This is a genomic window from Campylobacter fetus subsp. fetus (assembly GCF_900475935.1).
Classification (GTDB): Bacteria; Campylobacterota; Campylobacteria; order Campylobacterales; family Campylobacteraceae; genus Campylobacter; species Campylobacter fetus.
This window is the reverse complement of the sequence record NZ_LS483431.1, coordinates 250,696-263,947: the sequence shown is the minus strand read 5'-3', so window position 1 is coordinate 263,947 and position 13,252 is coordinate 250,696. Positions and strand designations below refer to the sequence as shown.

Sequence of the window (13,252 nt, the reverse complement as noted above, 5' to 3'; positions counted from 1 at the left end):
ACTCCTTAATTTGATTTTATATAAATTGTTAAACCGTGCTTTATATTTTCTAAGCTAAAAACATCATCAATAATTAGATAAAACGCCTCATCAGGAAAATCTAAGTATATTTCTTTTTCTTTTTTATCTGACTTTACTTGACTAATAAGCTTTAAGTTTTTATCTAAAATTTTCACTAATGCTATCCAGCTATCATTTGATCTAGATTTTATCTCTATGCTGCTTTTACCACTTACATTTAAAAAATACGGCTCCAAAGGCTTTGAAAGCTGTACTTCGGTATCACTCTCATAAGTTAAAGTTTTTAGCATAGCTCTGCTAGCATCTATTTCATAAGAATAAGCAAATTGACCTGTTTTTTTTATATTTTTTATAAATATATTGTTTGATAAAAGCTCTTTATAAAAACTTCCAGGATTTAGCATAAATTGCGTATTTATAGATATACTCCATACCATACCAGAATCCCAAGTATCTAGGCTTTTGGTTAAAAAATAGTTATAGCCAAGATTATTTAAACTCTGAGATATCGCTTTTAGTACAAGAGTAGGAGAAGATGAGCTAACAAAACTAATATCCATATAAACAGGCGATGCATAGCTTAAATTTAAAAAGGAATTTGTCCTAAGTATGTTTGTTATCTTATCGTAATTCAAATTTAGGTTTGTATCTAAAAACTCGGCTTCATTTATAAATAAACTTTTAATTTTTTGCCGGTTTGCATTATATACCTGATCTCCAACTATGCTTTTTAAATTTGAGTTTAAATCATATCCAAAGCATATGGACGCAAAAAGCAAAAAAGCAAAAAATGATTTTACCACTCTTTTCCCTTATTTAACTTTACGTATTCATCATAATCTATCTGCTTTAAACTTCCATTTTCTACTAAAAATCTAAGTGCATTTTTTGATTTAAATGTTGTGTTTTTATCGTTTTGTTCTAAATTTAATTCTCCATGACCTGTTAATACAAGCGAATTCAAACTTAAATTTATATCAACCGGATCTTTTGTGCTAAATGATCTTTTATATGTTCCATCAAGACTTTTTACACCTATCCAGATTGTCTTTTTTGGTATAATTTTAGCGATCAAACCACCCTTAGGTACGTTTTGTTCTGCACTATTTTGCTGTAAATTTAAAACAGGTATCAAGCTATCTATCTGATCATTTTCACTGCTTTGTGTCATAGATGAGCTAAATAAAGACTCATTTTCATCAGACAAATTCGAATCAGTTACATTTTCATCTTGCAAACTGACAAAAGGAATTGTCATATTGCTTTCTATCTTTAAACTCTCTTTTGCAGTTTCTACTACCGTTGTATTTGAGTATGAAACGCTATTATTTTTATCGTCAAATATAAATGAAAAATCATCAAAATATTTCGTATATCCAAAAATCCAAATCAGCCCGACAATAACAAATAACAGCACAAGCGTCCATGTCCAAAAATTGCTGCCCGGTTTTGATGTATAAGCGGGAATTTTAGGTGCTACGCAAAACGTGCAGCCATCATCGCCTGAATGCTCAAAGCAGTAAGTCTTAAACTCATCATACCAATCAGAAAGATCCCACCCATACTCTCTTGTTAAAATTTTTATAAAACCAGAAACATTTAGCTTTTTTAACTTATCAAAATTTTTATCACACATATACTCTAGATATTCTGCTTCTATGTGTGTTTGCTTTGCAACTTCTCTTACGCCTATATCTTTGATTTTTAATATATCATTAGCCATTCATAATCCTATCAAATAATATTCCAAATGCCACACTAACATTCAAACTATCCCAGCCTTCGCGCATATTTATACCTAAATTCTCATCGCATTTTTCAAGCGCTTTTCTAGGAATTCCCTCACCTTCGCTGCCCATCACAAGTACGGTTTTTTTACCAAATTTGCACTCACTAGGGTTTTTACCTTTAGCATCTGAGCCATAAATTTTAAATCCAAGCTGTTTTAGCTCGTTTAAAAGACTTAGTCCATCACTAACTAGCGTTATAGGCAGCTCATAAGCCGCTGCACTGCTAGCTCTTATGATACCTTCCATGGAAGCACTTTTAGATATCATTATAACACCGCCTCCGCCAAGAGCGTAAGTCGTGCGAACTATGCTTCCTATATTTCCTACGTCGCTTAATCCATATAGCACGACTAAGAAGTCTTGTTTTTTTATCTCATTTAAGCTAGCAAACTCGAACTCACAAACTTCGGCTAAAAAGCCTTGATGATTGCCCCCGCGTGCTAAAGCTTGAGCTTTTTTGTTATCTACCTTGTGGATTTTGACTCCACTTTTCACAATTTTATTAAAGATATCTTTTTCGATATCTTTGGCAAGATAGATATTTATAAGCTTCTCTTTGTGCTTTTCTAACAAATGTAAAAATAGTTGTTTTCCATAAATAATCATACGCCTGATAATACCCAAAAGCCGTTAAAATTTAGCTTATGTTATCAAATTTTGGTATATTTTTTTTGCATTCTCACCGGTTATTTTAGAAATTAGCTTAGCTTTTTGTTTTAAAGGCAGATCAAGCTCCATAATATCTTTTGTAGTGATACGCTCTAATGCTTTATTTGCAGAACGATCGATCACAACACACCACTCTCCGTTTAAATTTGAGTTTTCAAGCTGAGTGAGTAAATTTGTAGCACTATTTTTAAATTTAGCTTCAAATTTTTTAGTCGCTTCTTTGATAATAAAAACTTCCCTTAAAGGATCGAGTTCAGATATGCTTTTTATAAGGCTTAAAATTCGTTTTGGAGACTCATATATAATCACCGGATATAGCGAATTTAACGCATTTTGGATAGCGATAGCTCTTTCTTTGCCTAAATTCGGCAAAAATCCTAAAAAAGTGAATTCTTTTTCTATGATCCCGCTAGCTGCGGCTGCTAGTAAAAGAGCGTTTGCTCCGCTTAGAACTTCGTATTTTATACTATTTTGCTGGGCAAATTTGACTAGCGAAATTCCCGGATCACTGATGCAAGGCATTCCTGCGTCACTAGCATAAATGCAAATTTTAGTTTCAAGCCTAACTTTATCAAATTTATCAAAAAAATCTTTTTCGTTGTGAGTATGGAGTGAGTAAAACTCTTTTGGGCTGATTTGTAAGCCAAATTTTGCATTCAAAAGAGTTATAAGAGATTTTGTTACTCTAGTATCTTCGCAGATGATGATTTCACAAAGTTCTAAGACGTCCAGGCATCTCTTTGAGATATCATCTAAATTCCCTATAGGGGTTGGAAGAAAGTAGAGCAACGGTTTATTTCATATTATATTTTTTCTTGAATTTATCAACACGTCCTGCGCTATCTACGATCTTTTCACTACCTGTGAAAAATGGGTGACACTCGCTGCAGATATCAACTCTGATTTCTGACTTATTTGACTTGCTTGTAAATGTGTTGCCACAAGCGCAAGTAACTGTGCATTCAACATACTCTGGATGTATATCTTTTTTCATTGCTTGTCCTTTTAAATTTTATAAAACTTCGCATTATAACTAAATATTCTTAAAACCAAATTACTTAGCATCGCAAAGCAGCTCGCAAGATGTTCTGGTGCGTAAATTTAGATACGCTGCGTTCAAGCATCTTGCATCTTTATCGCCACTTAAAATTTCAAGTTCATCACCTATTTTCCAGCCTTTACACGGTAAGCTCAAAGCCAAATAGTCTCTGTTATTTATAGTAAGCTTTAGCCCATCCTCACTTATAAAATTAACTTTTAAATTCTCGGCAAAAACAGCAGTGCAAAAAACAAGAAAAATAACAATTTTTTTCATTTTATAACTCTAGTTTCATTCGGTTTCATTTCTATGATCTCCCACGGAAGTCCTTGCTTATTTAATTCGTCCATAAATGGTTTTGAATCGAAATTTTCCATATTAAACACACCTTTACCGCTCCAAATTCCACGCGCAACCATCATACTTCCTATCATCGCAGGAACTCCTGTAGTGTAACTCACGGCACCTACTCCGGTCTCTTTGAAACACTCTTCGTGATCACATATGTTGTATATGTAGATCTTTTTTTCTACTGCGTCTTTTACCCCGGTTATCACGCAGCCTATATTTGTTTTGCCTTTTGTTCTCTCTCCAAGTCCAGCAGGATCTGGTAAAAGCGTCTTTAAAAACTGTATAGGTACAATTTTTACGCCGTTATGCTCTACTTCGTCTATGCGAAGCATTCCTACATTTTCAAGACATTTCATATGAGTTAAATAACTTTGTCCAAACGTCATAAAAAAGCGAATTCTTTTCAGTGTAGGTATATTTTTTACTAAACTCTCAAGCTCTTCGTGATAAAGCAGATAACTATCTTTTACGCCGACTTTTGGATAGTCCCATTTAAACATTATCTCCATAGGATCGGTTTGTATCCATTTACCATTCTCCCAGTATCTGCCCTTTGCGCTTACTTCGCGTAAATTTATCTCAGGGTTAAAATTTGTAGCAAATGCGTATCCGTGATCTCCGGCATTACAATCTAAAATATCGATCTCGTGTATTTCATCAAAAATATACTGATTTGCATACGCACAATACACATTTGTCACACCCGGGTCAAATCCGCTGCCAAGAAGAGCCATAGTATTTGATTTTTTAAAATCGCCATCTTTTGCCCATTGCAACTTGTACTCAAACTTAGCGGTATCTGGATGTTCGTAATTTGCAGTATCGATGTATGGAATTCCAGCCTCCGCGCAAGCATCCATAATAGTAAGATCCTGATAAGGAAGCGCAACATTTAACAACAAATCCGCTTTTATATCTTTTATCAAATTTACGACTGCATTTGTATCATCAGCGTCGATCTGAGCTGTATTTACGGTCACATTTAAACGATCTTTTATAAATTTAGCTATTTTATCGCATTTACTCTTTGTCCTGCTTGCTAAAGTTATTTTTGTGAAAATTTCACTATTCATAGCACATTTTACGGTCGCTGCTTGACTAACTCCTCCGGCTCCGATTATAAGAATATGGCTCATCTGTATCCTTTGATAAATTTTTTATGAATTATACTTGAAATTTGATAAAATGTTAATATATCGTTTTTACTTTACAATAAATTTAAGTTATAAGTAAATTTAAGCAATAATATTTAATCAAAAAAAATTATCAATTAGACTATCTTCATTATAATTTAATTTTTAAAATTTATATTATAATTTACTTGATTTTAAAAGCGATATCAAGCGAAATTTGATACTCTTTATCTACATTCGGGAAATTTGAACTTGCTTTTTTCAAAGCTTGAATAGCCGCCTCATTTAGCGAATTAAAAGAACTTTCACTTTTCAATCCATAGCTTTTTAAGCCGTTTTTATCTAAGATAAACTCCACTTTTACTACGCCTTGATATCCTAGCCTTTTTGCAACTTTTGGATAAATTACGTTTTTGATAATCTCATTTTTGATCTTTATGAATAGCTCGTCATTGCTTTTTAAATAGACTATATTTGAACTGTTTTCGCCTGATTTAAGACTACTGTTTTCTGAGCTGCTTTTTGTCAAACTGCTGCTTTTTATACTTTGAGTCTGATTTGTATCAATGTTATTTGAATTTAACGGAATTTCAGGCGGAATTTTTTCGTACGTTTGATTTTTAATATACTGGTTGGGCGCTTTAGTATTTTCTTTTGATATCTGCTTTTTTTCTACTTTTTTTGGCTTTGGAAGCGGTTTTTTTACTATCTCATTTTTTGGTTTCGCTTCATCTATTATCTGTTTTTTCTGCTCTTTTTTAGGCTGTTGGGGCTCTCTTGCTTCTTCTGTTTTTACACTGTTAATCGGAGTTTCAAATTTAGCCAACGGCAGTTTAAAACTCTGTTCTGATTGCTCTTTTGGTAATTTAATATCTAAATTTAGCGCGTAAGCAAAAACGCAAACATGCAAAGCGGTCGATATCAAAAACGCTATCAAATTTATACTAATTGTTTTTTGTGACGATGGAAAAATTTTCATGATTTTTCTCTTTTAATATATCTATGATCCACACGAAAGTCTCAAATTTACTCTCTTTATCACTTTTTATCTCTATCAATTCACTATTTCCTAGTTTAAATATTTCGCTTCTTAAAGCTTCTTTATCTACTAATATATCATTAAAATATAAGTTATTTTGATCATCTACGATTATAACGGTTCTACTTTTTTTCATATTTTTCATGCTAGAATTCGCATTTGGCAAACTTAGTTTTAAATGTCCACTAGCTATAAACGTTGATATACTAAGCACTATGCAAAGTAGTACCAGCATAATATCTATAAACGGAACTATATTTAAACTGTCATTTTTAGGAAGCCTCAAAGTGTTTCCTCAAATTTAGCGAGCAAAATATCTACTTTTCTATTTAATAAATTATATATCGCCAAAGTCGGTATAGCCACGGCAATACCAAGAGCTGTAGCTTTGAGAGCTAAAGAGAGTCCCATCATTATAGTATTTGCATTTATATTACCTGAAGCGCCCATATCGTAAAACGTTATCATGATCCCGCAAACTGTTCCCAAAAGCCCTACGTAAGGAGCGTTTGAGTATATCACGTATAAAAAAGTTAAGTTTTTAGTAAGCGCCATCTCAAGTGATTTAATGCTTTTAAAATGTCCTATATCCACAAAGCTATAAAAAAGAGCTCTTTCAATGGTAAAATATAGCGCAAAAAAACTCATAAAACCCAAAATTCCCATAATAATATAATCAATATTTTGCTTTAAAAACAGAACTATCTCCATAATGCCGACCTCAAACTAAAATTTCTATAAAAGCCCAATTCATCTCTTTGTATGTAGTGCGATTTTTTTCATAATAAACTTTTAAATTTTGCTTATCTACGTCATTTACTTTGTCTCCATAACTCCACTGCACCGCCGCTATAAACTCATCGAAAGTTTCTGTTTTAAATTTACAATCACTATGGCTTATAAAATCTACTTTCGCAAGATAACGCATTTGATAAAGTATGTTTAAAATATAGATATAATCAGGCTTTGGATAGACTTTGGAGCTTATAATTTCACTTATTTCATCGCCTAAAAAAGTTTTTCCGATATTGTAAGTTATATAAACTGCCCTATTTGCTTTGCTAATAAGTTTTGTTAAAGCGTCTTTTGCATCACTTACTTCAAGACATCTTGAAGCAATGATTATATCGTATTTTGGAAGCTCTTCCCAGCTATCTTCAAACGATAGTTTTTTAACCTTTACATTATCTAAACCTAAATTTGCCGCATTTGATTTAACGCATTTAAGCATTTCATCACTATAATCACAACAAAGCACGTTTTTAACGTCTTTTGCAAGCTTTAATCCTATCGTTCCAGGGCCACATCCCATATCTAAAACGGTAGTAGATTTATCAAATTTTATTTTACTCACAAACTCATCAACGTAATAGCTTTTATGAACTCTCTCATTCATACTAGAAGCTTTTTTATCCCAGTCTGTGCTGCTTTTTGGCTTAAAAGTGCTTATCTTTTTTTGCTCTATATAAAGCTTTGCAAAGTCTATCTCATCGTAATTTGAACTCATCATCATAGTAATTCCTCGTATTTTTTATAATTAACTCCGTATAGTTTGGATATCAAAGAGCTATCTAAAAGCTCACTAGAAGTGTCTTTAAATATCTCACCGTTTTTTACCAAAATCGCCCTTCCGCCTATAAATTTGGCATGTCTTGGATGATGTGTGGTTATGATAAAATTACAACCATTAGCCGCTACTTTTTTTATCATTTCTAAAAGCCTTATTTGATTACCGAAGTCAAGTCCGTTTACTGGCTCGTCCATTATGATAGTTTTTGCCCTGCTAGCTAGAGCTCTAGCTATTAAAACAAGCTGTTTTTGTCCTCCGCTAAGGTTTAAAAACTCGTCATCGGCTAAATTTATTATACCAAGTCTCTCTAAAGATTCCATAGCTATAAGTCGGTCGTTTTTAGAGTAATTATCAAAAAGCCCTTTATATGCAAGTCTTCCCATCAAAACCATATCAAGTACGCTATAGTTAAATGGAGTGTAGTTTGATTGAGGTATGTAGCTTATGAGTTTTGCCAGCTCTTTTGGACTAAAAGAGCACAAATCGGCTCCGTTTATCAAAACATTTCCTCTAAATTTAACAAGCCCCAAACTAGCTTTTAAAAGGCTCGATTTACCAGAACCGTTTTCGCCAAGTATATTTAATATTCCACCCTCAAACTCAAAGCAAATTTGATTTAATACCTCTTTTTTAGCATATTTCACACTTAAATTTACTAACTTTATCAAGCTCTTCTCCTAAGCAAAACCGCTAAAAAGATAGGAATTCCAAAAAAGCTTGAAACTATACCTATGGGGACTTCGTAAGTAAAGAGCTCACGACTTAAAAGATCACAAATCAGTAAAAACAAAGCTCCGATAAATGCCGAACTAAAAAGCATAGTGCGTGAGTTTGCTCCATAAATAAATCTAGCGATATGAGGCACGATAAGCCCTATCCAGCCTATGATACCGGCCAACATCACGCTTAAAGCAGATATCAAAGTAGCAAAAAATATAATGCAAATTTTAAGCGTTCTCACATTTACCCCAAGGCTTTTTGCCTCTTCTTCGCCCATACTAAGAGCGTCTATCTGTTTGCCAAGAAGTACAAGAGATAAAGTACCAAAAACCATAGGTATAAAAACCGCAAAAACAACGTCTTTTGTCGCAAAGCTCAGGCTTCCCATAAGAAAATAAGTTATTGCAGGAAGCGTTTCGTTAGGATCTGCTGCGTATTTTAAAACTGCTAAAAACGAGCTAAAAAGAGAGCTTGATATCACGCCGCCAAGCACTAACATTATCATATTTTTGCTACCACCAAATACAGCGATCATCACCGCTAAAAAAACAGCCGCGAAACCAAAAATAAAAGTAAGCCACATCTGATAAAATACGCCAAAACCCATCACCATAGCAAGTGCCGCGCCAAAACTAGCACCGCTCAAAACTCCAAGTATAGACGGACTTACCAAAGGATTTATAAACATATTTTGATAAGCGCCGCCAGCTACTCCAAGAGCCGCACCTATGATGATAGCGGCGATCACCCTAGGAAGCCTGATATCAAGTACGATAACAGAGGCTGGACTCTCTTCGCCGCTAAAAATCCCCGTAAAAACTCTCAGATATTCACTCATACTTATATCAAATTTACCGTTTGTCAAAGATATAACGCTAAATATAGCGAGCAGAGCAAAAAGAAAAATAAAACTAATTTTTTTCATTTAATATAAAATCCAGGTCGTCTTTGTTTAGATCTGCATATAAAAATAACTTGTAAAACTCACTAGCTTCACGCCTGATATCTAAGCCTAAAGCGTCTTTATGCAAAACATCCATAAGCCACCTAAGCCCCAAAAGTTTTGTAAAACTTGCAGGTTTTCCGACCCATGAAAACGGGCTTCTAGGTATGAGATAAACTCTTTTATTTTTTACGGCGTTTATTAAGTTCCACTTTTTATCGCTCCAAATTTTCTCAAAAAATTCCTTTTCATAGACTAGTATGACTTCAGGGTTTGCCGCTAAGATCTTTTCAAAATCTGCCTTTACGCGGCTCATTTTGTTTTTTGATTTGCACTTAAACTTAGCCGTGTCACCTCCAGCTAGATCTACAAGTTTGATAAAACTCGAGCTTCCGCACTCCGTCTCAAGTCCGCCTTTTCCAAAAGCGTAATAAACGCTTGGCTTATCTAAACTTAGTTTTGCTAAACTATCAGCCATTTTTTGACTTTGGTTAGCGTAAGCTATCAGTTCGTCCGCTCTTTTTTGGTTGCCGAAAATCTCGCCAAATGCCTTATATACTTGAACTCCAAAACTATCTTCATCATCTATATATAACACAGGTATTTTAAGAGATCTAAAAATACCGCCGTATTTTGGATCGTCTTTTGTATTTTGGCCGGTTATGATGAGATCGGGTTTTAAGCTTAATACCATTTCGATATTCGGCACTCTACCTTGCCCGTAAAATCCACCCACAACAGGCAAACTATACACATTTTTATCAAGATATCTTTTTTCGATATCCCAAAACTCGAAAACAAGCCCTGCTATCAAGCTTTTATCAAAACTATAAAGTGAATAAAGCAGAGTTGGATTGCTCGCATAGACTTTTTTGATATTTTCAGGTTTTAGATTTTCGCAGTTTTGACACTCGAATTTACCTAAAATCAAACTAGCATTAGCCGCTATAGCCAAAAAACACAAGAGTAAAAATTTAAACATAAGGCATTATCTTTCTAGCATAATCTTTTAAAATTTCTTTATGACGTTTGTAGCTTAAGGCTGCTGGTTTTAATAAAATATGGTCTATTTTAGTAACTTTTACTAGCTCTAAAACCTGCTTTTTGCACTCTTTTACGTCTCCTGTTATGGCAAATTTTTGTAGCAATTTGGGATCAAAAAACTCATTTCTAAGTTTTTCATACTCACTGCCTTTTACCATTTCAAACGTATCTTCGTTTTGCGCTCCGGTCATCGCTTTAAAGAAAAAGCTGATAGTTTTGTTAGCTTCAAGACTTGATTTGGCTTGATTTTGACCTATATTAATAGCTCTGATCAGTCCCATTTTCGGGTAAAATCCGGCTATTTTTTTATAACGCTCTTTTATGCTCAAAACATCATCTATACTTGATCTAATGCTCGCTAAAATAGGATATCCACGTCTAGCGGCAAATCCCAAGCTCTCATCATGTACGCTTGCCATATAAAACTGTGGTTTAGACACTTTTGGAGTGATGTTAAGCTCATCAAACATTAAATTTAACTCATCTAATTTTTCAAGCATAATTTTTCTATTTAAATTCGGATCTCTACCTTGAACTTTATCGATGATAGGAAACGAGCCTTTTGCAAAACCAGTTATTAATCTACCGCCGCTGATAGCTTCTAAATTTGCTATATCACTAGCTAGACGGAGCGTATCATAAGCAGGAAGGATAAATCCCGCAACGCCGATTTTGAGGCTTTTTGTTTTTGCTAGAGCATAGGCTGCGAGCGCAACCGGACTAGAAGTAAGAGAAAAACTGTTGAAATGATGCTCGCTTATCCACGCTTCATTAAAACCTAATTTTTCTATAAATTTTATAGTTTTAAACGCCTCTTTAAAACTCTTTTTCTCGTCATTTTCTAAATTTTCAAATAGCGCAAAGATTCCGTGTTTCATTAGTACTTATACTCCGCAGTTACAAAAAATCTTCTACCGGCCATATAATAGCCACCGTTGTATTGATAGTTTTCATCAAGTAAATTTGTAGCTCCTACGCTTAACTCAAGAGATTTGTAAGGTCTAAAATTCGCTTTTAAATCCATTAAAAACACGTCGTCGTTTTGATTTTCATATCCGGTCATCTCATCATAAGTCCATTGCGCACTTCTGTATGTTCCGCTTAATACCAAATCAACTTGTTTAACCGGGCTATAAGAGATAAATGCATTTGCTATGTGATTTGGATAGTCTTGAATTTTATTTAACGCTATACCGTTGTTGCTGTCTGCTGAAGTATGCTTTTGCGTATAAGTATAGTTTGCTCCTATATTTACTCTATCATTGAACAATCTTTGCTCGGCTGATAGCTCAAGACCGTAACTATAACCGCCGTTTGCATTATCTAGCATAGAGCAGCCATTTTTTTTATCAGGATTATCACAGCCTTTTAGCCCATTTACAGTTATGATAGAGTTTTTTAAAATGTTGTAAAATGCAGTTGCTCCAAGCATCGTAGAACCGTTATCAAATTTATGGCCTATTTCCGTATTATAGATTGATTCTGTATCTAAATTTGGATTTGGTATTCTTGCTCCCCATGGTGTGCCGTAACGAGTTTTTAGAGTAGGTAAATTATTTTTCTTACCTATGTTGAAGTGGGTTGTATTTGCATTGTCCCAATCAGCAAAAAATATAGTTTGAGCATTCCAATCCCACAAATCCACTTCATAATCCAGTTTTCCATCGCTTGTAGCTGAGCGTTTTCTTATAGCAGTTATAGTATCCACTCTATCATATCCAGCAGATACCACATAACGCCAAGTATCGTTCAACTGATGGCCAAACTGCACAAATAACGAAGTTTGGAAGTCTTCATACTCATCAGCATCAGTAAAATTACCTTGACTAAAGTTGCCTTTATTTGCATCTACAAAGTTATAATTATCGTTATTCGTATGGTTATAGCGTAAATTTGCGCCAAATTGAAGCTCTTTTGTATCATCTATCTGGTATTTTGCTGTTTCTATCAAACCAAAACTATGATCATCATAGATACTTACGCCTCTAAATCCGGCAGGAGTGATGGTTCCGTTTTTTCCGACGCCGCCCTTCATATGCAAAACGTTATAAAAATTATCCCAATAAATCTTTGAGTTTAAACTCCATTTATCATTTATCTGAGTTTGACCTAAAAAATAAACAGTATTTTTATCGTAATTTGGCCAATCCCAAAAACGACCGTTGCCATTTGCATTTACGGTACCGCCTTTTTCACCTCTTTGGATAACGGCGTTAAGCGAATACTCACTACCCTCGCTTGGCTCAAACCCGACTTTTGCTTTGAATGTTTGATTTTTGTAGTAGCTATTTCTTGCTTTGTCGCCAGGCTGATAATCAGTAGGTTTGTAGTCGTTTGAAAGCGGAAAACTATCACGATCAACCAAAGAGTAACTAAAACTAGAATACCAATTTCCTTGATTTGTACCGACATTTGCACCGATTTGATTTTCTTTGCCGGATAATAATCCGTATTTTAGTCCGGCTTCAAGCTCTTTTGTAGGTTTAGTGCTGATGATATTTACAGCGCCTCCCATTGAGTTTATACCATAAATCGGACTTACAAAGCCTTTTGCTACATCGATTTGAGATACGTCATAAGTATTAAATTGCGACCAGTCGGTTTGACGATCATAGATCGAGTTTACTGGAATTCCATCTATAAATAGTCCTATTTGTGTACGACCAAATCCACGAATACCTATATCTGCTTCACCGCGAGATCCTAATGCATAAGGAGTCGTATACACACCAGGAGTATTTCTGATCGCCTGATCTACGCTAGTTGAAAGAGACTCTGCGATCTCTTTTTGAGTGACTACCGCATCACTTCCTTCTGCTATGGTTTGTTTTTGATTTGGCGTAGTAACCTCGATACGACCAAGATCATAAACTCCATCTGCTCCAAATAGTACCGAACTAAGGGCACAACTCAAAATAAATGCTTTTTTCATA

16 protein-coding genes are annotated in these 13,252 nt (G+C 34.4%); all 16 read right to left on the bottom strand.

Annotation, left to right across the window (positions count from 1 at the left end; all coding sequences use genetic code 11):
- Nucleotides 1-5: 5 nt before the first annotated feature.
- The 16 genes from DQN38_RS01455 to DQN38_RS01380 all read right to left on the bottom strand — a co-directional run bounded on the left by DQN38_RS01455 (nucleotide 6) and on the right by DQN38_RS01380 (nucleotide 13,251).
- Nucleotides 6-824 (bottom strand): hypothetical protein, encoded by an 819-nt coding sequence (locus DQN38_RS01455; protein WP_065844109.1) that lies wholly within the window; start codon nucleotides 822-824, stop codon nucleotides 6-8.
- Nucleotides 818-1,744 carry a hypothetical protein gene (locus tag DQN38_RS01450; RefSeq protein ID WP_167497331.1) on the bottom strand — a complete coding sequence of 309 codons (927 nt, stop codon included), beginning with the start codon at nucleotides 1,742-1,744 and terminating at the stop codon, nucleotides 818-820. The genes DQN38_RS01455 and DQN38_RS01450 overlap by 7 nt, the downstream gene beginning before the upstream one ends.
- A complete protein-coding gene (gene rlmB, locus DQN38_RS01445; protein ID WP_002848390.1) occupies nucleotides 1,737-2,417 on the bottom strand; it encodes a 23S rRNA (guanosine(2251)-2'-O)-methyltransferase RlmB in 681 nt (226 codons plus the stop codon). Before rlmB ends, DQN38_RS01450 begins: the two co-directional genes overlap by 8 nt.
- Before the next feature lie 36 nt (nucleotides 2,418-2,453).
- Nucleotides 2,454-3,269 (bottom strand): 16S rRNA (cytidine(1402)-2'-O)-methyltransferase, encoded by an 816-nt coding sequence (gene rsmI / locus DQN38_RS01440; RefSeq protein ID WP_065844110.1) that lies wholly within the window; start codon nucleotides 3,267-3,269, stop codon nucleotides 2,454-2,456.
- A gap of 4 nt (nucleotides 3,270-3,273) precedes the next feature.
- The gene (gene rpmE, locus DQN38_RS01435) at nucleotides 3,274-3,474 is read right to left on the bottom strand and encodes a 50S ribosomal protein L31 (protein WP_002848387.1); all 201 of its coding nucleotides are present in this window, start codon (nucleotides 3,472-3,474) and stop codon (nucleotides 3,274-3,276) included.
- Nucleotides 3,475-3,534: 60 nt separating this feature from the next.
- Nucleotides 3,535-3,795 (bottom strand): hypothetical protein, encoded by a 261-nt coding sequence (locus DQN38_RS01430; protein WP_002848384.1) that lies wholly within the window; start codon nucleotides 3,793-3,795, stop codon nucleotides 3,535-3,537.
- Nucleotides 3,792-5,006: a saccharopine dehydrogenase family protein gene (locus DQN38_RS01425; RefSeq protein WP_002848383.1), complete on the bottom strand. Its 1,215-nt coding sequence runs from the start codon at nucleotides 5,004-5,006 to the stop codon at nucleotides 3,792-3,794. The genes DQN38_RS01430 and DQN38_RS01425 overlap by 4 nt, the downstream gene beginning before the upstream one ends.
- A gap of 181 nt (nucleotides 5,007-5,187) precedes the next feature.
- On the bottom strand, nucleotides 5,188-5,982 hold the full coding sequence (locus DQN38_RS01420; RefSeq protein ID WP_170117929.1) for an energy transducer TonB: 795 nt from the start codon (nucleotides 5,980-5,982) through the stop codon (nucleotides 5,188-5,190).
- Nucleotides 5,948-6,277, bottom strand: a complete 330-nt coding sequence (locus DQN38_RS01415; RefSeq protein ID WP_002848381.1) for a biopolymer transporter ExbD — start codon at nucleotides 6,275-6,277, stop codon at nucleotides 5,948-5,950. The genes DQN38_RS01420 and DQN38_RS01415 overlap by 35 nt, the downstream gene beginning before the upstream one ends.
- A 47-nt stretch (nucleotides 6,278-6,324) precedes the next feature.
- Nucleotides 6,325-6,753, bottom strand: a complete 429-nt coding sequence (exbB, locus tag DQN38_RS01410; protein ID WP_002848380.1) for a TonB-system energizer ExbB — start codon at nucleotides 6,751-6,753, stop codon at nucleotides 6,325-6,327.
- A gap of 10 nt (nucleotides 6,754-6,763) precedes the next feature.
- Nucleotides 6,764-7,555, bottom strand: a complete 792-nt coding sequence (locus DQN38_RS01405; RefSeq protein WP_011731763.1) for a class I SAM-dependent methyltransferase — start codon at nucleotides 7,553-7,555, stop codon at nucleotides 6,764-6,766.
- Nucleotides 7,552-8,280 (bottom strand): ABC transporter ATP-binding protein, encoded by a 729-nt coding sequence (locus DQN38_RS01400; RefSeq protein ID WP_010401403.1) that lies wholly within the window; start codon nucleotides 8,278-8,280, stop codon nucleotides 7,552-7,554. Before DQN38_RS01400 ends, DQN38_RS01405 begins: the two co-directional genes overlap by 4 nt.
- Nucleotides 8,277-9,257: a FecCD family ABC transporter permease gene (locus DQN38_RS01395; RefSeq protein WP_002848375.1), complete on the bottom strand. Its 981-nt coding sequence runs from the start codon at nucleotides 9,255-9,257 to the stop codon at nucleotides 8,277-8,279. Before DQN38_RS01395 ends, DQN38_RS01400 begins: the two co-directional genes overlap by 4 nt.
- Nucleotides 9,244-10,257 (bottom strand): ABC transporter substrate-binding protein, encoded by a 1,014-nt coding sequence (locus DQN38_RS01390; RefSeq protein ID WP_170117928.1) that lies wholly within the window; start codon nucleotides 10,255-10,257, stop codon nucleotides 9,244-9,246. The genes DQN38_RS01395 and DQN38_RS01390 overlap by 14 nt, the downstream gene beginning before the upstream one ends.
- A complete protein-coding gene (locus DQN38_RS01385; protein ID WP_065844196.1) occupies nucleotides 10,250-11,197 on the bottom strand; it encodes an LLM class flavin-dependent oxidoreductase in 948 nt (315 codons plus the stop codon). The genes DQN38_RS01390 and DQN38_RS01385 overlap by 8 nt, the downstream gene beginning before the upstream one ends.
- Nucleotides 11,197-13,251: a TonB-dependent receptor plug domain-containing protein gene (locus DQN38_RS01380; protein WP_057040840.1), complete on the bottom strand. Its 2,055-nt coding sequence runs from the start codon at nucleotides 13,249-13,251 to the stop codon at nucleotides 11,197-11,199. Before DQN38_RS01380 ends, DQN38_RS01385 begins: the two co-directional genes overlap by 1 nt.
- Nucleotide 13,252: the final 1 nt, after the last annotated feature.